We start from the raw sequence: 20661 nt of genomic DNA, 5'->3' as shown, positions 1-20661 counted from the left end.
CAGCCATCAACGACATCGCCCATCAATCGAATACGCCGGGCTGCTGGGCAGCCCGGCGCTGAACACCAAGGCTTACTTGGCGATCCAGGCATCTCGCCAGCTCGGCCCGACACCGGGTACATAATGGTGGCTGTTGATCTTGCACCAGGCGCCTGCGGGGAACGGCAGGCATTCGTAGACGTTACCCTCCGACAGGACCTTGGTCCCGGACTGATAATTGGCAATCCCCTGCGGATAGACGAAGTCGTAATCCTGGCTGCCGCCCTCGCCGCCGAGCTCCACGGCGGCCAGGTCCTGACGGGTGGTACGACCGTCGACGGTCACGCCGACCAGCTTGAGCTCATGGGCGCCCGGCTCGCTGCGCACATCCACGCTCAGTTGGCTGCTACCGGCTTCCACAAGCTGCGTCATGCTACCCACCGGCTTGTTGGCGGCATCGAAGACCGTGGCCTCGATGTTCATTTTCCGGTTGGTGAGCACCGGGAACGGCATCGTCAGGCGTCCTTCGGTGAGTTCAAGACCGCTGCCGAGGGTGGAAATCTTCATCTCGGCATCGGCGTCTTCCTGCATCTGCACATCGAGTTCAAAGCGATTCACCCCGCTTTCGGCCTTGGCGAACAGCTTGTTCACGCCCTTGACCGGCTCGATTGCACCGTCTTCGCCACGGACACCGGCACGGACCAGCGTCTGGCCCTGGTTGACCTGCTCGGCGAGCTTGAACGCCCAGTTCTCCGGCTTGCCTTCGTCGTCGTTGGCAATAGTGATTTCAGTGCTGTAGGCGGAGCTTTCACCCTCGCCGGTCATGGCCCGGGCCTTGACCTTGTCAGCGGCCAGCAGGGCCTGGATCGGTGTGATGTTACCGACGGTTTTCCAGCCATCCGGTGCCTGCTCCTCGGCGACGATATTCACGTCGACCACGTTATGGAACGCACCGCCGGTGTCATTCACCGTCCACATGCCGAGGATCACGTGATGCCCGCTCTTGTCGGCCGGGATCTGGCACTCGTGCTTCTCGCGCGCCGGACCGTCGCTGCCCTGGGGCTGGTCGGTAGGCAGGCGGCCGCCGGCGTCGACGAAGCAGAACGGGGTCAGGTCGAAGGACGAGCGGGCCAGGGGCCGGTTGGGGTTCCAGTCGTTCCTGGTAATGAAGTACTCATACTTGGTCGCCGGATGAGTGGCCCTGTAGTACCAGTCGAAGTTGATCGTACGATCGAGGATTTCGGTCTTGTACCAGCGGTTGGCCGACTGCACATCCAGGGCGGAGAACAGTTCGATCCCACCACTGGCAATCTTGCCGTCAGCCACCCCGCCATTGGGAAAACCCTTGGTGGTTTCACCAACACTTTGCGGCTCGTACTGCGCTTGACCGCAATCCTTGTTCAAGCCCTTCTGGCAAGCAAAGGCCCGGGACGGAGGATCATTCAGGTAACCGTGCGCGGCGACCTGCTGCGACGCGACCAGGGTCGCGAGCACCGCCAGGGAAGACACACACCCCGACGCCCTGCCAAGTGCCGATATCTTTCTTTTCATTCGATTCAACTCCAGACTTATCCTATATATCGGGTCGCCAGACATCCCTCCAAGATGAACAACGCCCTTTTACTTCCATCGGTGCTCAATCAATCCGCGCCGCCATCCTGACAACAAAGATCAACCTCGAAAGTTCCATGCCTCATCAAAGGCGTCGCTTCTTGAGTTTCTTGAAAACACTATTCTTACGAAGACACTTTCACCCGCCGGACAAACGCCAGCGCCGTATAAATGGTCACGCTAAAAAATACCGACTATCAGAAATCCGGAGTCTTGGGTGCTTCTCCGAAAATTGAATACCGGAGTACACATTGTACGAACTTGCATTTTTTTATATGTAGGAAAGGTCCTGTGAAGATGCGCGACAGCTCTGCACTTCACTTATTCACACGAGCGCCCTGATTTTGCCTAAGACTTTGTAACGAGACACGACTACCCCCAAAAACCTCGAACAAATGTCTCCGTATTTACGTTCAGAAAAAGAATACTCCGACACCCCTCTGCCGGAAGGCTTACGGACACCTCGATAACCCGGCAGTCATCCGGCCGACGCGCCGAATGCGTGGCAGCCCATGAGCCAGTAGCATCAAGAAAAGCAAACCAGCGAAGGGCCAGACGCAAAAACCCCGCCAAGGCGGGGTCATTGGGGATGCGGGGGAAGAATCAGCGATGATACTGCGCGGAAAACTCGTGCACGGCGTTGATAAACGCACCGGCATGTTCCGGGTCGACTTCCGGCGTGATGCCGTGGCCAAGGTTGAACACATGACCGGAACCTTCGCCGTAGCTGGCGAGAATCCGCGCCACCTCGCGACGGATGGCCTCGGGCTTGGCGTAGAGCACGGTCGGGTCCATGTTGCCCTGCAGCGCGACCTGCTGGCCGACGCGACGACGGGCTTCACCCAGGTCGCAGGTCCAGTCCAGGCCCAGCGCATCGGCGCCTGCCTCGGCGATGCTTTCCAGCCATAGGCCGCCGTTCTTGGTGAACAGGATCACCGGGACCTTGCGCCCTTCGTGTTCGCGGATCAGGCCGCTGACGATCTTGCGCATATAGGCCAGGGAAAACTCCTGGTAGGCCGCCGCCGACAGGTTGCCGCCCCAGGTGTCGAAAATCTGCACGGCCTGGGCGCCGGCGAGGATCTGCCCGTTGAGATAGGAGGTCACCGACTGCGCCAGCTTGTCCAGCAGCAGGTGCAGGGCCTGGGGGTTGTCGTAGAGCATGGCCTTGGTCTTGCGGAAGTCTTTCGACGAGCCGCCTTCGACCATATAGGTGGCCAGGGTCCAGGGGCTGCCGGAGAAGCCGATCAGCGGCACACGGCCATTGAGCTCGCGGCGAATGGTGCTGACCGCATCCATGACATAACCCAGGTCCTTCTGCGGATCGGGAATCGGCAGGGCCTCGATATCGGCCAGGGTACTGATGACCTTCCTGAAGCGCGGGCCTTCGCCCGTTTCGAAGTACAGGCCCTGGCCCATGGCGTCGGGAATGGTCAGGATGTCGGAGAACAGGATCGCCGCGTCCAGGCCCGGATAGCGGTCCAGCGGCTGCAGGGTGACTTCGCAGGCGAACGCCGGGTTCATGCACAGGCTCATGAAATCGCCGGCCTTGGCGCGACTGGCGCGGTATTCCGGCAGGTAGCGACCGGCCTGGCGCATCATCCACACAGGGGTGACGTCCACGGGTTGCTTGAGCAGGGCGCGAAGGAAACGGTCGTTCTTCAGGGCAGTCATGTCGGCATCCGCAAAAAAAGTGCGGGCATTTTCTCAGAGCGCGACGCAAAAGGCACGGCAAGAGCCGTGCCTTTTGTCTATCGGGTCAATTTGTCGCGGATATCAAGGACGACACAGCTCCCACAGGTATTGCATTCCAATATTGAGAGCGGATCAGACGCCCAGGTAATCGAGGATCCCTTCAGCGGCATTGCGCCCTTCGAAGATCGCCGTCACCACCAGGTCGGAACCGCGCACCATATCGCCACCGGCAAAAATCTTCGGGTTGCTGGTCTGGTGCTTGAACTGCGCCTGTTCCGGAGCCACCACGCGGCCCTGGCTGTCGGTCTGGATACTGAACTGCTCGAACCACGGCGCCGGGCTCGGCCGGAAGCCGAAGGCGATGACCACGGCGTCGGCCGGGATGATCTCCTCGGAGCCCGGGATCGGCTCGGGGCTGCGGCGGCCACGGGCGTCCGGCTCGCCGAGACGGGTCTCGACCACCTTCACGCCCTCGACCTTGTCTTCACCGACAATCGCGATCGGCTGGCGGTTGTAGAGGAATTTCACCCCTTCTTCCTTGGCGTTCTTCACCTCTTTGCGCGAGCCGGGCATGTTCGCCTCGTCACGCCGATAGGCACAGGTCACCGACTTGGCGCCCTGGCGGATCGAGGTACGGTTGCAGTCCATCGCCGTATCGCCACCACCGAGGACTACGACCTTCTTGCCCTTCATGTCGACGAAATCTTCCGGCGACTTTTCAAAGCCCAGGTTGCGGTTGACGTTGGCGATGAGGAAGTCCAGGGCGTCATACACCCCCGGCAGGTCCTCGCCGGCAAAGCCGCCCTTCATGTAGGTGTAGGTGCCCATGCCCATGAACACGGCGTCGTATTCGGCGAGCAGTTGCTCCATGGTCACGTCCTTGCCCACCTCGGTGTTGAGGCGGAACTCGATGCCCATGCCGCTGAAGACTTCGCGACGATTGCTCAGCACGGTCTTTTCCAGCTTGAACTCGGGGATGCCGAAGGTCAGCAGGCCACCGATTTCCGGGTTCTTGTCGAACACCACCGGGGTCACCCCGCCGCGCACCAGCACGTCGGCACAGCCCAGGCCCGCCGGACCGGCACCAATGATCGCGACGCGCTTGCCGGTCGGTTTGACCTTGGACATGTCCGGACGCCAGCCCATGGCGAACGCGGTGTCGGTGATGTACTTCTCCACCGAACCGATGGTCACCGCGCCAAAACCGTCGTTGAGGGTGCAGGCACCCTCGCACAGACGATCCTGCGGACAGACCCGACCGCAGACTTCCGGCAGGGTGTTGGTCTGGTGGGACAGCTCGGCGGCGGCGAGGATATTGCCCTCGGCCACCAGCTTCAGCCAGTTGGGAATGAAGTTGTGCACCGGGCACTTCCATTCACAATACGGGTTACCGCAACCCAGGCAGCGGTGGGCCTGGTCGGCCGACTGCTGGGGTTTGAAGGGTTCGTAGATCTCCACGAACTCTTTCTTGCGCTGACGCAACAGTTTCTTCTTCGGATCCTTGCGCCCGACATCGATGAACTGGAAGTCGTTACTCAGACGTTCAGCCATGTTAAAACCTCATCAAACTCTTCAGGCGCATATCACTGCGGGTTGGCACGGATGCTGGAAAGCAACGATTTCAGGTTGGCAGCCTTGGGCTTGACCAGCCAGAAACGACGCAGGTAATCATCAAGGTTTTCAGCGAGGTTGCGACCCCATTCGCTATTGGTTTCCTCGACGTATTCGTCCAACACATGCTGCAAGTGGTTGCGATAGGATTCCATCGCTTCGCCGCTGATCCGCTGGATCTCGACCAACTCGTGGTTGACCTTGTCGACGAAGGTGTTGTCCTGGTCCAGCACATAGGCGAAACCGCCGGTCATGCCTGAACCGAAGTTGTAGCCAGTCTTGCCCAGAACCGCGACAAAGCCACCGGTCATGTATTCGCAGCAGTGGTCGCCCGTGCCTTCAACCACGGTGTGAGCACCGGAGTTACGCACCGCGAAACGCTCACCCGCGGTACCCGCCGCAAACAGCTTGCCGCCGGTTGCGCCGTACAGGCAGGTGTTGCCGATGATGGCACTGTCTTGAGTCTTGTAGATGCTGCCTTTAGGCGGAACGATCACCAGCTTGCCGCCGGTCATGCCCTTGCCTACGTAGTCGTTGGCGTCACCTTCCAGGTACATGTGCAGGCCACCGGCGTTCCACACACCGAAGCTCTGGCCCGCCGTCCCTTTGAAGCGGAAGGTGATCGGCGCCTTGGCCATGCCCTGGTTGCCGTGCAGACGGGCGACTTCACCGGAGATCCGCGCGCCGATGGAACGGTCGCAGTTGCAGATATCCAGGGCGAAATCCGCGCCGCTCAAGTCCTTGATCGCCGGCAGGGCCATCTCGACCATCTTCTCGGCCAGCAGGCCCTTGTCGAATGGCGGGTTGCGCTCGACCTGGCAGAACTGCGGCTTGTCCGCCGGGATATGATCGCTGCCCAGCAGCGGCGTCAGGTCCAGGTGGTTCTGCTTGGCGGTTTCGCCTTTGAGGATTTCCAGCAGGTCGGTCCGGCCGATCAGTTCCTCAAGGGTCCGCACGCCGAGCCGGGCCAGCCACTCACGGGTTTCTTCGGCGACGTAGGTGAAGAAGTTCACCACCATGTCGACGGTACCGATGTAGTGGTCCTTGCGCAGCTTCTCGTTCTGGGTCGCGACGCCGGTGGCGCAGTTGTTCAGGTGGCAGATGCGCAGGTACTTGCAGCCCAGGGCGATCATCGGCGCGGTGCCGAAGCCGAAGCTCTCGGCGCCGAGAATGGCCGCCTTGATCACGTCGAGGCCGGTTTTCAGGCCGCCGTCGGTCTGCACCCGGACCTTGCCGCGCAGGTCATTGCCGCGCAGGGTCTGATGGGTTTCGGCCAGGCCGAGCTCCCAGGGTGCGCCGGCGTATTTGATCGAGGTCAGCGGTGACGCACCGGTACCGCCGTCATAACCGGAAATGGTGATCAGGTCGGCATAGGCTTTCGCCACACCGGCGGCAATGGTGCCGACACCGGCTTCCGCCACCAGCTTCACCGAGACCAGCGCCTGCGGGTTGACCTGTTTCAGGTCGAAGATCAGTTGCGACAAGTCTTCGATCGAGTAGATGTCGTGGTGCGGTGGTGGCGAGATCAGGGTCACGCCCGGTACCGCGTAGCGCAGCTTGGCGATCAGGCCGTTGACCTTGCCGCCGGGCAATTGCCCGCCTTCGCCGGGCTTGGCGCCCTGGGCTACCTTGATCTGCAGCACTTCGGCGTTGACCAGGTATTCCGGGGTCACACCGAAACGACCGGTGGCCACCTGCTTGATTTTCGAGCTCTTGATGGTGCCGTAGCGCGCCGGGTCTTCGCCGCCTTCGCCGGAGTTGGAACGCGCGCCCAGGCGGTTCATGGCTTCGGCCAGGGCTTCGTGGGCTTCCGGCGACAAGGCGCCGAGGGAAATCCCCGCCGAGTCGAAGCGCTTGAGGATCGACTCCAGCGGTTCGATTTCGCTGATCGCCAGCGGCGTGTCCAGGGTTTTCACCTGGAACAGGTCGCGGATCATCGACACCGGACGGTTGTCCACCAGCGCAGTGTATTCCTTGAACTTGGCATAGTCGCCCTGCTGCACGGCGGCTTGCAGGGTGCTGACCACGTCCGGGTTGTAGGCGTGGTACTCACCGCCGTAGACGAACTTCAGCAGGCCGCCTTGCTGGATCGGCTTGCGCGCGCTCCAGGCTTCGCTGGCCAGCAGCTTCTGTTCGGCTTCGAGGTCGACGAAACGCGCACCCTTGATTCGGCTCGGCACACCGCGGAAGCTCAGGTTGACCACTTCCTCGGACAGGCCGATGGCTTCGAACAGTTGCGCACCGCGATAGGAAGCGATGGTGGAAATCCCCATTTTCGAGAGGATCTTCAGCAGGCCCTTGGTGATGCCCTTGCGGTAGTTCTTGAACACTTCGTAGAGATCGCCCAGCACTTCGCCGGTACGGATCAGGTCGCCCAGCACTTCGTAGGCCAGGAACGGATAGACCGCCGACGCACCGAAGCCGATCAACACGGCAAAGTGGTGCGGGTCGCGCGCGGTGGCGGTTTCCACTAGGATGTTGCTGTCGCAGCGCAGGCCTTTCTCGGTCAGGCGGTGGTGCACCGCACCGGTCGCCAGGGACGCGTGCACCGGCAGCTTGCCCGGGGCGATATGGCGGTCGCTGAGGACGATCTGGGTCCGCCCGGCGCGCACGGCTTCTTCAGCCTGGTCGGCAATGTTGCGTACCGCCGCTTCCAGCCCGACGCTCTCGTCGTAGTTCAGGTCGATGACCTGGCGAGCGAAGCCCGGACGCTCGAGGTTCATCAACGAGCGCCACTTGGCCGGGGAAATTACCGGCGAGCTGAGGATCACCCGCGAGGCGTGCTCCGGCGACTCTTCGAAGATATTGCGCTCGGCACCGAGGCAGATCTCCAGCGACATGACGATGGCTTCACGCAGCGGGTCGATCGGCGGGTTGGTCACCTGGGCGAACTGCTGGCGGAAATAGTCGTACGGCGTGCGCACGCGCTGGGACAGCACGGCCATCGGCGTGTCGTCGCCCATGGAGCCGACCGCCTCGTAGCCCTGCTCGCCCAATGGACGCAGCACCTGGTCGCGCTCTTCGAACGTGACCTGGTACATCTTCATGTACTGCTTGAGTTGCTCGACGTTGTAGAACGCCGAACCATGGTCGTTGTCTTCCATCGTCGCCTGGATGCGCAAGGCGTTCTTGCGCAGCCACTGCTTGTACGGGTGACGCGACTTCAGGCGGTTGTCGATGGCATCGGTGTCAAGGATCTGGCCGGTTTCGGTGTCCACGGCAAAGATCTGCCCAGGCCCTACACGGCCTTTGGCGATAACGTCTTCCGGCTGGTAGTTCCACACGCCGATTTCCGACGCCAGGGTGATATAGCCGTTCTTGGTGGTCACCCAACGCGCCGGGCGCAGGCCGTTGCGGTCGAGCAGGCAGACCGCGTGGCGACCTTCGGTCATCACCACGCCCGCCGGGCCGTCCCAGGGTTCCATGTGCATGGAGTTGAATTCATAGAACGCACGCAGGTCGGCGTCCATGGTGTCGACGTTCTGCCACGCCGGCGGAATCAGCATGCGCACGCCGCGGAACAGGTCGATACCGCCGGTGACCATCAGCTCGAGCATGTTGTCCATGCTCGAGGAGTCGGAGCCGACACGGTTGACCAGCGGACCCAGTTCGTCGAGATCGGGGATCAGGTCATTGGCGAACTTGGTGCGTCGGGCCTGGGCCCAGTTGCGGTTGCCGGTGATGGTGTTGATCTCGCCGTTATGCGCCAGGAAGCGGAACGGTTGCGCCAATGGCCATTTCGGCAGGGTGTTGGTGGAGAAGCGCTGGTGGAACACGCAGATCGCGGTTTTCAGGCTCGGGTCGCTGAGGTCCGGATAGAAGGCGGTGAGGTCCGCCGGCATCATCAGGCCTTTGTAAATGATGGTCTTGTGGGAAAAGCTGCAGATGTAGTGATCGGTGTCGGCGGCATTGGCCACCGACGAACGACGACGGGCACTGAACAGCTTGATGGCGAACGCCTGGTCACTCAGGCCCTCGCCACCGATGAAGACCTGCTCGATCTGCGGCAGGCGCTCCAGGGCCAGGCGGCCGAGGACGCTGGTATCGATCGGCACCTTGCGCCAGCCCACCAGTTGCAGGCCGGCCGCGAGGATTTCACGATTCATGTGCGCGCGGGCGGCTTCGGCTTTGACCGGGTCCTGGTTGAAGAACACCATGCCCACCGCATATTGCTTGGGCAGATCGCTACCGAATGTCGCCTGGGCGACAGTACGCAGGAACTGGTCCGGCTTCTGGATCAGAAGGCCGCAACCGTCACCGGTCTTGCCGTCGGCGTTGATCCCACCGCGGTGGGTCATGCAGGTCAGGGCCTCAATGGCCGTCTGCAACAGGTGATGACTGGGCTCGCCCTGCATATGGGCAATCAGGCCGAAACCGCAGTTATCCTTGAATTCATCTGGTTGGTACAGACCTGCTTTCATAGACACTTTCTCACCAGGCTGCCTCTTTATCGAGGCAAATTTCTTTTCAATTCAACCACTTACCATCCACGCCGAACGTACGCCGGCTTTGCAGGGGCAAAAGGGAGGTCATTGTACACACCGACACAGACGCCCACAAATTTAACGACGAACCGTCGAAAATTCATGTCGCATTTATGAAAGGTTTAAAGCGATATCTCGTGCTAGTCAAAACATTTTTGAATTTTGACCGTGACGACTCAAAACCACTGTGACGCAGACACCACAAGGCACGCGGCTTTTGAAGCAGCATGCGCTTGCGGAAATTTTGAGGTGCCGGGAAGGCGGCCTGGATAAGGCCGCCGATTCTTCAGCGAGTTGTAGCCAGGTCCTGTTGGACGCTGGCGACAGTACGAGGCCAAGGTTTACCAGCCTGAACCTTCGCTGGCAAGGCCTTGATGGCGCTGATGGCTGCATCGCGGCTGCCGAAGCTGCCGTAGGTGATCACGTAAAGCGGCTTGCCGTTGAGTACTTTCTTGAAATAGCGGTACTCGCCGCCCTGTTCCTTGACGAAATTCTGCGCGGTGGTCTCGGAACTGGTGCCGAGGATCTGGACCACGTAGTTGCCTGGCGCCTGGCCGGTGTACCAGCTATGCCCGGTCGCGGCGGCCTTGGCCACCACCGCCGGCTTCTCGACAGCCTTCTCCGGCGCCTTGGCGACCGGCTTGGGCACCGGAACCGGGGTCTGGGCCGGCTTGGCGCTGGCGACCTGGGCCGGCACCGGCTTGGCCACCGGAGTCGGCGTCGGGCCCGCTGGCACGCCGACAGGTGGTGCGGTGGTGGTGACGGTCGGTGGCTTGGCCGGACCGCCGTCAACTGGCGGCGCGATGCCATCATCGCCTTCAATACTGCCACCCGCGGCTTCGGCCAGCGGACCGCGCATCACCGGCTGCGACTGGCCGACCAACGGTAGCGGCATCGGCTGCGAATTACCGGCGAATTCCACTGTCGGGTTACCCGCGGCGTTCGGCTTGGGCGCCTGCCCCAATGGCAATTGCGCCTGCTCGCTGGCGCCTGTGCCGGCGGTGGCCGGCGCTTTGTTACGACCCGGAATCATCCAGGCCGCCGCGACGGCAACCACCACCACGGCGGACAACGCCAATACCTGCTTCTTAGGCATCTTGAACCCCATACTTGGACGCTTCACCGCGGAGCGGCTGGCGATCATCGCTTCGATCATGGCGTCACGGGCGACCTGGTTGATGTTGCCAGGCCAACCCTCGGCGCTTTCGTGAATCTCAGTGATCTGCTCAGCGGAAAAAAGTTCGATTCCCTGACCCGCGCCGTCAAGACGCTGGGCCAGGTATTCGCGGGTTTCTTCTTCGGTGTAGGGCTGCAATTCGATCACGTGGAAGCGTTCTTCCTCCGCGCCATGCTGCTCCAGCGCCGCGATCAGCGACGATTCGCCGAACAGGAAGACATGCGGTCGCCCCTCCGGTGCGCCAGCCGCCAGGGCCAACAGGGCCTCGATGGCCGAGTCGTCTAGCGACTCGGCATCGTCCACCAGCAGGTAGACCTCCTGGCCGGTCAGCGCCAGTTGCACCACCTGGTTGAGGATCTCGCGGATATCGGCCTGGGCCACATTCAGCGCCTGGGCGATCTGCCGCAGCACGCCCGCCGCATCGCCGGCACCGCGCGCGGAGACCACCACGCTTTGCACCGACTGCTTGTTGGTGCTTGCCACCAGCGCCTGGCGCAGCAGGGTCTTGCCACTGCCTTGCGGGCCGGTAACCACCAGCAGCAGTTGGCTGTAGCGGGCCAGGTGATGCAATTGCCCGAGCACCGGCTTGCGCTGGGCGGGGAAGAATTTGAAGCCAGGCACCCGGGGAGCGAAAGGGTCGTGACTTAACTGGTAATGGCCGAGGAAAGCCTCGTCGGCATGCAAACTGGTCATCGGAATCCTATCAACCTTTAAGCTGAGCCAGAGTGCGGTAGTCCGCCCCCAGCGTGGCCTGTAGAACTTCTTTCGGATAATCGTCGGTTACCACGGCTTCGCCCATTCGGCGCAACAACACCAGGCGCAGGCGACCGTCGATCACTTTCTTGTCAATTGCCATGTGTTCGAGAAAATCGGCTTCGGTCATTTCCTCCGGCGGAATGACCGGCAAGCCGGCACGCTGGAACAGACGAATACCGCGATCACGCTCCTGGGCACTGATCCAGCCCAGGCGCGTGGACATTTCCAGCGCCATCACGGTGCCAGCAGCCACCGCCTCGCCGTGCAGCCAGACACCATAGCCCATGTGGGTCTCGATGGCGTGACCGAAGGTGTGCCCGAGGTTGAGCGTGGCGCGTACGCCGGACTCGCGCTCATCGGCACCGACCACCGCCGCCTTGGCCGCGCAGGAGCGCTCGATGGCGACGGTCAGCGCGCCCTGGTCCAGGGCGCGCAGTTGCTCGACATGCTCTTCCAGCCAGGTCAGGAACGGCTCGTCGCAGATCAGGCCGTACTTGATCACTTCCGCCAGGCCCGCCGACAGCTCGCGTGGCGGCAGGGTGTTCAGGGTCGTGGTATCGATCAGCACCACATTGGGCTGGTAGAAAGCACCGACCATGTTCTTGCCCAACGGATGGTTGATGCCGGTCTTGCCGCCCACCGACGAGTCGACCTGGGACAACAAGGTGGTCGGCACCTGGATGAAATCCACGCCGCGCTGGTAACAGGCCGCGGCGAAGCCGGCCATGTCGCCGATCACCCCGCCGCCAAGGGCGATCACCGTGGTGCGGCGGTCGTGACGGGCGGTCAGCAGGCCGTCGAAGATCAGTTGCAGGGTTTCCCAGGTCTTGAAGGCCTCGCCGTCGGGCAACACCACCGAGACCACGGAATAAGCCGACAGACTGCGGGTCAGGCGCTCGAGGTAGAGCGGAGCGACGGTTGCATTGGAGACAATCGCAACCTGCCGACCGGCAATGTGCGGCGTCAGCAGCCCGGGCTGGTCCAGCAGCCCTTCGCCAATGTGAATCGGGTAGCTGCGCTCGCCAAGATCGACCTTAAGTGTCTGCATGTGTCCCCACAGTGAAGATGGGCGCGGGCGCCCAGTCTCAGGATTAACGATTGTCGGCGACGCCTGGTGTGGACGCGGCCCGATGGCTCTAAGCCATGACCGACACCGAGCATGGCGGGTGTCGAGGATAGCGCATTTCCTCCCGCGCTTTAACGGGGAGGTAGCTGCTGCAAGCGTTCAAGGATATCCAAGACCACCATGCGCGGCGGCCGCTCATCGGTTTCCACCACCAGGTCGGCGATTTCCCGATACAGCGGATCACGGATCGCCAACAGGTCGCGCAGGGTCTTGGCCGGATCGGCGGTACGCAGCAACGGCCGGTTGCGATCACGGGCCGTCCGCCCGACCTGCTGCTCCACCGAAGCGTGCAGGTAGACTACCCGCCCCCCGGCGTGCAGGGCCTGGCGGTTTTCGTCGCGCATGACCGCGCCGCCGCCAGTGGCCAGGACCACGCCGTCGGCGGCGCAGAGCTCGGCAATCATCGCCTGCTCGCGGTCGCGAAAGCCGGGTTCGCCTTCCTTGTCGAAGATCCACGGGATATTCGCACCGGTACGCAGTTCAATTTCCTTGTCGGAATCTTTGAAAGGCAGGCGCAGCTCTTTGGCCAGCAACCGGCCTATGGTGCTCTTTCCAGCCCCCATAGGCCCTACAAGAATCAAATTTCGCACAGAATCAACGACTCACAGCAATCGCCTGGTTATTCATGATACGCGGAGTCAGGAATACCAGCAGCTCGGATTTTGCTTCCGAGACAATGTCTCGACGGAAGAGGCGGCCAACATACGGCACATCGCCGAGAAATGGCACCTTCTCTTCGGTTTTGCTCTGCGTATTGGAGAACACGCCGCCGATCACCACGGTTTCGCCGTCGTTGACCAGGACCTTGGCGTTGACCTGGTTCTTCTTGATCGGCGGAACGTTGTTCAGCACGTTCTGGTAGTCCGGCTCATCCTTGGTCACCTTCACTTCCATGATGATCCGGTTGTCCGGGGTGATCTGCGGGGTCACTTCCAGGGACAGCGAAGCCTCCTTGAAGGACACCGAGGTCGCACCGCTGGAACTCGATTCCTGGTACGGAATCTCGGTCCCCTTGAGGATCTTCGCGGTTTCCTTGTCGGAAGTGACCACCTTGGGCTGGGACACCACTTCGCCATTGCCGGTTTTTTCCATGGCACTGAGTTCCAGGTCCAGGGTCGTGTTGTTGGTCACGAAGCCGATGCCGATACCGGACGTGGCGGTGGTCGCTCCGAGGTCGACGAACGGCGTACTAGCACTCTGCCCTGTCAGCTTGGAGAGGGTCGGCGAGCCGCCCGAGGTATTCCAGTTACCGCCACTGATCTTGCCGCCCCAACGGGCGCCGAGCTGCTTGTCGTAACCGACGTTGGCTTCGACGATCCGCGCCTCGATCATCACCTGGCGCACCGGAATGTCCAGTTGGGCGACGATACGCCGCAGCTCGTCGAGGCGATCCTGGGTCTGGTAGGCGATGATGTTGTTGGTGCGGTCATCCACGGTGATCGAGCCACGCTCGTCGGCCTTCGACTCGGCACTGGTCACCGACTGGAACAGCTTGGCGATATCCGCCGCTTTCGCGTAGTTGACCTGCAGCAGCTCGCGGCGCAATGGCGCCAGCTCGGCGATCTGCTTCTGCGACTCCAGTTCCTGGCGCTCACGGGCGGCGATCTCGTCCGCCGGGGCCACCAGCAGCACGTTGCCGATCTTGCGCTTGTCCAGGCCCTTGGTCTTCAGTACCAGGTCCAGCGCCTGGTCCCAAGGCACGTTCTGCAGGCGCAAGGTGATGCCGCCCTGCACCGTGTCACTGGCCACCAGGTTGAGGTTGGTGAAGTCGGCGATCAATTGCAGCACCGAGCGCACATCGATGTCCTGGAAGTTCAGCGAGAGCTTTTCGCCGCTGTAGGCGAACCGCTCGGCATTGCGCCGCTGCACGTCGTCGACGGTGAGCGGACGCACGCTGATGGTCAGCTTGTTGTCGGTCTGGTAGGTCGAATAGTCGAAAGCACCGCTGGGCTCGATGGAAATACTCGCCTTGTCGGCGACGGCACTGGCGTTGACGAACTGCACCGGGGTGGCGAAATCCTTCACGTCCAGGCGCACCCGCAGCGGGTCGGGCAACCGGGTCTTGGCGAAGTCCACGCTGATCTTGCCGCCACGCTCCTGGATATCCGGGCTGATGGACGGATCGGACAGCTCGATGACCACGTTGCCTTCACCCTGCTCACCGCGCTGGAAGTCGACATTGCGGATCGCCCGCCCCACCGCCACATAGGGCTTGGGCGCCGTGCGCGCCGGCAGGGCCTGCGCCGCGACAGGCCTTGGAACGCCGGCCGCGGCCGGAATGCTCGAGCCGCCACCCTGGCCCACCACCACGAACAGGTTGCTGCCCTCGATACGCGTACTGTAAGGCGCCAGCTTGGTCAGGTTGATGATCAGCCGCGTACGATCCTTGGCCTCGACCACGGTCACACTGCGCGCGTTGCCCACACCCAGGTCGCGGGTCTTCCTGGCCAACTGGCTGGTGACACCGGCCAGGTCCAGGGCGATACGCGCCGGCTGGTCGGTGGTGTAGCCGTGGGGCACGGTGGGCGGACTGTCGAAACCCAGCTTCAGCTCGACCCGATCCCCAGGCAATGACGCCACGTCCAGGGTTTTCAGGTTGGCCGCCAACACCATCGGCGACACCAGCGCTATCCATAGCGAAATGCCGAGGGATGAAATGATCCGGTTCATATCGAATTCCACTATGAGTGCTCTTTCAAAGGGATGGTGCGCGGTCGTTCCAGCCAGGCGCCTTCGCCATCCGGAACGATCTCGATCACCTCGACCTGGGCGTCGGTAATAGCCACGATACGGCCATCATTGCGTCCCAGGTAGTCGCCCACTTTCAATCGATGGACACCGCCGGCCCCACGCACCAGGGCAAAGGTGCCGCTGGCATTGGACAGGGTGCCGACCATCTCGAACTGCTCGATATTGAAGCCCTCGAGGAATTGCTTGGTCCGATTCGGATCAGGCTTGACCTCGTGGGAACCTTTCTGGCGATTGACCAGGTCGATCTTCATCGGCGGTTGGAACGGGCTGCGCAGCGCGGCGGCACTGTAGGTGAACATCTCGAAGGCACGAAACTTCGGCGTCGGCTCGATATTGCCCGCCGGGCGCGCGCGCACCTCTTTCATGTACGCATCGAGGTCGCTGAAGTCGTTGCCGTTACCACAACCGGCCAGCATCAGCGCCAGCAAGGCCGGACAAATCGTTTGCAAGCGGCTCATTTCTGCAGCCCCTTGTCGTTATAGCGATAGGTCTTGGCCAGGATGCTCATGCGCAGCTTGTTGCCGCCGGCCGGTGAAGCCGCGATCGGCTTGATCTCGAAATCATGCAGGGTCACGATCCGTGGCAGGGCCGCCACACCGCTGACGAAGGTCGCCAGGTCGTGATAGGCGCCGGTCACGGTGATCTGGATCGGCAACTCGATATAGAACTGCTGCGTGACTTCCGGCAACAGCTTGATCTCCTCGAACTCCAGACCGCTGCCCAACCCGGTACGGGTGATATCTTCCAGCAGCCCCGGCACCTCGGTGTCGCTCGGCAACTGCTTGAGCAAGGCCCCGAACGACTCCTCCATCTCCTGCATCTGGCGGGTATAGGCCTCAAGGTTCGCGGCCAGGTGCGCCTTGGTCGCGAACTGCTCCTTGAGGGTTACTTCCGTCGCGCGTTGCAGGTCCAGTTGGTCGGTCAGGTCCTTGATGTAGAAGTTGTAACCCAGGGCCAGCACCAGAAGCGCCGTCAGTACGCCACTAGCGACCTTGACCACCGCCGGCCAGGAGCCGATGTTCTGCATGTCGAGGTCGGCAAGATCGATCTTGCGCAGGTTTTCCATCCAGGCGGAGACATTCATTTGGCCTTCCCCTCAGACTTTGGCTGGGTCTGGCGCACACTCAGCTGGAAGGTGTTGGCCTGGTCGACGGCACCGGAGCTGGTCGCCTTGACCTCGGTCAGCGTCGGCCCGGTGAGCCAATCGGAAGCATCGAGGTTGCGCATCAGGTCCGAAACCCGGTTGTTAGACTCGGCCGCACCAGTGATCGCGATAGTCTTGTCCGTCATCTTCACTTCGGTGAAATACACGCCGTCCGGCAGGGTCCGTACCAGTTGGTCGAAAATCCGCCCGCTGATGGAGCGGTTGCCTTGCAGGTCCTGGATGATCTTCATGCGCTCGATCAATTGCTGGCGACGCGCCTTGAGTTCGCTGATCTGCTTGATCCGGCTGTCGAGCTGGGCGATTTCCTTGTTCATGTAGGCATTGCGCGCGACCTGCCGGTCGACGGCACCGCTGAAGTACTGGTCGGTCAGCAAAACCACGCCGACCGCCGCCACCAGCACGCCGACCAGGGCGGTCAGGAAGCGTTTGCGTCGCTCTTCGCGCAGTTGCTCGCGCCAGGGTAAAAGGTTGATCCGCGCCATATCAGTCGAAACTCCTCAAGGCCAGACCGCAAGCGATCATCAGCGCCGGCGCATCGCTGGCCAGGGCCCCGGCGTTGACCTTGCTGCTCAAGGCCATGTCGGCGAAGGGGTTGGCCACCAGGGTCGGGGTACCGAGTCGCTGCTGGATCAGGTGATCAAGCCCGGCAATCGAGGCCGTGCCGCCGGCGAGCAGGATGTAGTCGACATCGTTGTACTGCCCGGAAGCGAAAAAGAACTGCAGGGAGCGGGACACCTGCTGGACCACGGCATCCTTGAACGGCTGCAACACCTCGGCGACGTAGTCGTCGGGCAGGCCGCCCTGTTTCTTCGCCAGCCCGGCCTCTTCGTTGGACAGGCCATAGCGGCGCTGGATTTCCTCGGTGAGCTGGCGTCCGCCGAACAATTGTTCGCGGGTGTAGATGATCCGGCCGTTGTGCAGGACGCTGAGGGTGGTCATGGTCGCACCGATGTCCACCACCGCCACTGTCAGCTTCTCGTGATCGCTGGCCAGCTGCGCGGCGAGCAGGCCGAAGGAACGCTCCAGGGCGTAGGCCTCGACATCGACCACCTGGGCTTCGAGCCCGGCCAGCGCGAGGGCCGCCTCGCGGACCTCGACGTTTTCTTTCCGACAGGCGGCAAGCAGCACTTCGACACGCTCGGGATTGCGCGCCGAATAGCCCTGGACCTCGAAGTCGATCGCCACTTCTTCCAGGGGATAGGGGATGTACTGGTCGGCCTCGATCTTCAGCTGGTTTTCCATTTCGTCATCGGAAAGCCCGGCGTCCATCTCAATGGTCTTGGTGATCACCGCGGAACCGGCCACCGCGACGGCCACGCCGCGCACATTGGTCTTGGCCTTGAGCAACACCCGCGCAAGGGCCTGCCCGACGCCTTCGAGCTCGGCGATGTTTTTCTCGACCACGGCATTGGCCGGCAACGGTTCCACGGCATAGGACTCGACCCGATATCGATTGCCGGAACGGCTCAATTCGAGGAGCTTTACCGAGGTGGAACTGATGTCGATCCCCAGGAGCGAATGCGCTTTTTTGCCAAAGAGTCCAAGCACTACCGATTCCCTTTTACTATCCGCGACTTACGGACCCTTTATGATCAGTGGCATTTAATAGCAGTCTTGACATAAGCGCAAATGACGCTCAAGCCCAAAAATGCTTATAATGCCCAGCGTTTTTTTCCAAATCGCGGAACCCGCGCTTGCTGCGAATTTAGCCTGACGCCTAACTCATTCTTTTATCTGGAAATCCACAAGCCTTGATTCGTCTGCTGAAGTTTTTCGGGTGGTCTTTCGTCGCCGTGTTCTGCGGGCTGTTGCTCGTCCTGAGCGGCGCTTTTCTTTATCTTAGTCCGGGCCTGCCGTCCGTCGAGACCTTGCGCAGCATTCAATTGCAGATTCCGCTCAGGGTCTATACCAGCGATGGCAAGCTGATCGCCGAATTCGGCGAGATGCGCCGCTCGCCGCTGCGTTTCGCCGATATCCCAGCCAATTTCATCAACGCCCTGCTCAGCGCCGAGGACGACAACTTCGCCAATCACTATGGCGTCGACCCCAGCAGCCTGATGCGCGCCGCGACCCAACTGGTCAAGAGCGGACATATCCAGTCCGGCGGCAGCACCATCACCATGCAGGTGGCGAAAAACTTCTTCCTGTCCAGCGAGCGTAGCTTCTCGCGCAAGACCAACGAAATTCTTCTCGCCTTGCAGATCGAACGCCAGCTGACCAAGGACGAAATCCTCGAGCTGTACGTGAACAAGATCTACCTGGGCAACCGCGCCTACGGTATCGAAGCAGCGTCACAGGTTTATTACGGCAAGTCGATCCGTGACATCACCCTGGCCCAGATGGCCATGATCGCCGGCCTGCCGAAGGCCCCGTCGCGCTTCAACCCGCTGGCCAACCCGGTCCGCGCCAAGGAGCGCCGCGACTGGATCCTCGGCCGCATGTACAAATTGGGCAAGATCGATGAAGCCGCCTACCAGGCCGCCATCGTCGAACCGATCAACGCCAGCTATCACGTGCCGACGCCGGAAGTGAACGCGCCGTACATCGCCGAGATGGCCCGCGCGGAAATGGTCGGGCGCTATGGCAGCGAAGCCTACACCGAAGGTTTCCGCGTCACCACCACGGTGCCGAGCAACCTGCAGGAACTGGCCAACCACTCGATTGAAGAAGGCCTGATCGCCTACGACCAGCGCCACGGCTACCGTGGACCGGAATCGCGCCTGCCGGGCAAGACCCGTGACGCCTGGATTGCCGAGCTGGGCAAGCAGCGCACCATCAGCGGCCTGGATCCGGCCATCGTCACCCAGGTGGACAAGACCAGCCTGCACGTACTGACCCGCAACGGCCCGGAAATCGTCAACTGGGACAGCATGAAATGGGCCCGGCCGTACCTCAACACCAACAGCCTCGGTGCCGCGCCCAAGCAGCCGGCTGACGTCGCCCAGGTCGGCGACCTGATCCGCGTCCAGCGCCAGGCCGACAACAGCCTGAAGTTCAGCCAGGTACCGGTGGCCCAGGGCGCGCTGGTCTCGCTTGACCCGCAAAATGGCGCGATCCGCGCCCTGGTCGGCGGCTTCGCCTTCGAGCAGAGCAACTACAACCGCGCCACCCAGGCCAAGCGCCAACCGGGCTCGAGCTTCAAGCCGTTCATCTACAGCTCCGCCCTGGACAACGGCTACACCCCGGCCAGCCTGGTGAACGATGCACCGATCGTGTTCGTCGACGAATACCTGGACAAGGTCTGGCGGCCAAAAAACGACACCAACACCTTCCTCGGCCCGATCCGCCTGCGTGAAGCACTGTACAAGTCGCGCAACCTGGTCTCGATTCGCCTGCTGCAAAGCCTGGGCGTCGACAAGACCATCGACTACATCGCCAGGTTCGGCTTCAACAAGCAGGACCTGCCGCGCAACCTGTCCCTGGCCCTGGGCACCGCGACCCTGACGCCGATGGAGATTGCCACCGGCTGGAGCACCTTCGCCAACGGCGGCTACAAGATCACCCCGTACCTGATCGACAAGATCGAAAGCCGCAATGGCGACACCCTGTTCGTCGCCAATCCACCGAGCGTGCCGACCGGCGCGGCGGCCAGCAGCGGCATCGCGGCACCGAGCCAACCGTCCTTCACCGTCAACAGCACCAGTGAAGGCCCCGCGCCAGCCGCCCAGGCACCAGCGGTGGCCGAACGGATCATCGACGGGCGCACCACCTTCATCCTCAACAGCATGCTCGAGGACGTGATCAAGCTCGGTACCGGGCGTCGTGCCCTTGCCCTGGGCCGTGGCGACCTGGCGGGCAAGACCGGTACCACCAACGAATCCAAGGACGCCTGGTTCACCGGCTACAACGCCGACTACATCACCACCGTCTGGACCGGTTTCGACCAGCCTGAAAGCCTCGGTCGTCGCGAATTCGGCGGTACCGTGGCGCTGCCGATCTGGATGGACTACATGGGCGCGGCCCTCAAGGGCAAGCCGCTGCACACCCAGGCGGAGCCGGAAGGCATCCTCAGTCTGCGGGTTGATCCGGTCAGCGGTCGCGCGGCAACCCCGGGCACGCCGAATGCCTACTTCGAACTGTTCAAGAGCGAAGACACGCCGCCGTCGATCAACGAAATCGGCAATGGCGGCAGTGCCCCGGGCAGCCCGCTGCCGGCGGACGAAGCGGCGCCGATCGATCTGTTCTGATCCCTCGGTGTGACGGGCGGGCTTGTTGTGGCAAACGAGCCAGCCCCGATCGGACGTGGTCTTGTGGCGAGCGGGCCTGTCGGAACGCCGCACCGCCGCGCTCGACTGCAAAGCAGTCGTAA

13 protein-coding genes are annotated in these 20661 nt (G+C 62.1%); 1 reads left to right on the top strand and 12 read right to left on the bottom strand.

Going from position 1 to position 20661, the window contains the following annotated elements; all coding sequences use genetic code 11:
• Positions 1-72 precede the first annotated feature (72 nt).
• The 12 genes from M5B96_RS06805 to M5B96_RS06750 all read right to left on the bottom strand — a co-directional run bounded on the left by M5B96_RS06805 (position 73) and on the right by M5B96_RS06750 (position 17900).
• Positions 73-1530, bottom strand: a complete 1458-nt coding sequence (locus M5B96_RS06805; protein WP_248795944.1) for a lytic polysaccharide monooxygenase — start codon at positions 1528-1530, stop codon at positions 73-75.
• Positions 1531-2193: 663 nt separating this feature from the next.
• Entirely contained in the window at positions 2194-3261 is a 1068-nt protein-coding gene (gene hemE / locus M5B96_RS06800) for a uroporphyrinogen decarboxylase (protein ID WP_248795943.1), read from the bottom strand.
• Positions 3262-3414: 153 nt separating this feature from the next.
• A complete protein-coding gene (locus tag M5B96_RS06795; RefSeq protein WP_248795942.1) occupies positions 3415-4833 on the bottom strand; it encodes an FAD-dependent oxidoreductase in 1419 nt (472 codons plus the stop codon).
• A gap of 32 nt (positions 4834-4865) precedes the next feature.
• Positions 4866-9314 carry a glutamate synthase large subunit gene (gene gltB, locus M5B96_RS06790; protein WP_248795941.1) on the bottom strand — a complete coding sequence of 1483 codons (4449 nt, stop codon included), beginning with the start codon at positions 9312-9314 and terminating at the stop codon, positions 4866-4868.
• A 349-nt stretch (positions 9315-9663) separates the two neighbouring features.
• The gene (locus M5B96_RS06785) at positions 9664-11247 is read right to left on the bottom strand and encodes an AAA family ATPase (protein ID WP_248795940.1); all 1584 of its coding nucleotides are present in this window, start codon (positions 11245-11247) and stop codon (positions 9664-9666) included.
• A 10-nt stretch (positions 11248-11257) separates the two neighbouring features.
• The gene (gene aroB, locus M5B96_RS06780) at positions 11258-12358 is read right to left on the bottom strand and encodes a 3-dehydroquinate synthase (protein ID WP_248795939.1); all 1101 of its coding nucleotides are present in this window, start codon (positions 12356-12358) and stop codon (positions 11258-11260) included.
• A 149-nt stretch (positions 12359-12507) separates the two neighbouring features.
• Positions 12508-13026 (bottom strand): shikimate kinase AroK, encoded by a 519-nt coding sequence (gene aroK, locus M5B96_RS06775; protein WP_042935610.1) that lies wholly within the window; start codon positions 13024-13026, stop codon positions 12508-12510.
• Between the two features lie 4 nt (positions 13027-13030).
• A complete protein-coding gene (gene pilQ, locus M5B96_RS06770; RefSeq protein ID WP_248795938.1) occupies positions 13031-15106 on the bottom strand; it encodes a type IV pilus secretin PilQ family protein in 2076 nt (691 codons plus the stop codon).
• 11 nt (positions 15107-15117) lie between these two features.
• Positions 15118-15645, bottom strand: coding sequence for a pilus assembly protein PilP (locus M5B96_RS06765; protein ID WP_248795937.1), 528 nt, complete (start codon positions 15643-15645; stop codon positions 15118-15120).
• Positions 15642-16271, bottom strand: coding sequence for a type 4a pilus biogenesis protein PilO (pilO, locus tag M5B96_RS06760; RefSeq protein WP_248795936.1), 630 nt, complete (start codon positions 16269-16271; stop codon positions 15642-15644). Before pilO ends, M5B96_RS06765 begins: the two co-directional genes overlap by 4 nt.
• Complete coding sequence (locus M5B96_RS06755) at positions 16268-16834, bottom strand: PilN domain-containing protein (RefSeq protein WP_248795935.1); 567 nt, start codon at positions 16832-16834, stop codon at positions 16268-16270. Before M5B96_RS06755 ends, pilO begins: the two co-directional genes overlap by 4 nt.
• Before the next feature lies 1 nt (position 16835).
• Positions 16836-17900: a pilus assembly protein PilM gene (locus tag M5B96_RS06750; protein WP_248795934.1), complete on the bottom strand. Its 1065-nt coding sequence runs from the start codon at positions 17898-17900 to the stop codon at positions 16836-16838.
• Between the two features lie 206 nt (positions 17901-18106).
• Here M5B96_RS06750 and M5B96_RS06745 point away from each other — a divergent pair, with 206 nt between their 5' ends.
• Positions 18107-20539, top strand: coding sequence for a penicillin-binding protein 1A (locus M5B96_RS06745; protein ID WP_412548592.1), 2433 nt, complete (start codon positions 18107-18109; stop codon positions 20537-20539).
• Positions 20540-20661: the final 122 nt, after the last annotated feature.

This window comes from Pseudomonas sp. MWU13-2105 (assembly GCF_023242315.1).
Classification (GTDB): domain Bacteria; phylum Pseudomonadota; class Gammaproteobacteria; order Pseudomonadales; family Pseudomonadaceae; genus Aquipseudomonas.
This window is presented reverse-complemented; position numbering and strand designations above follow the sequence as displayed.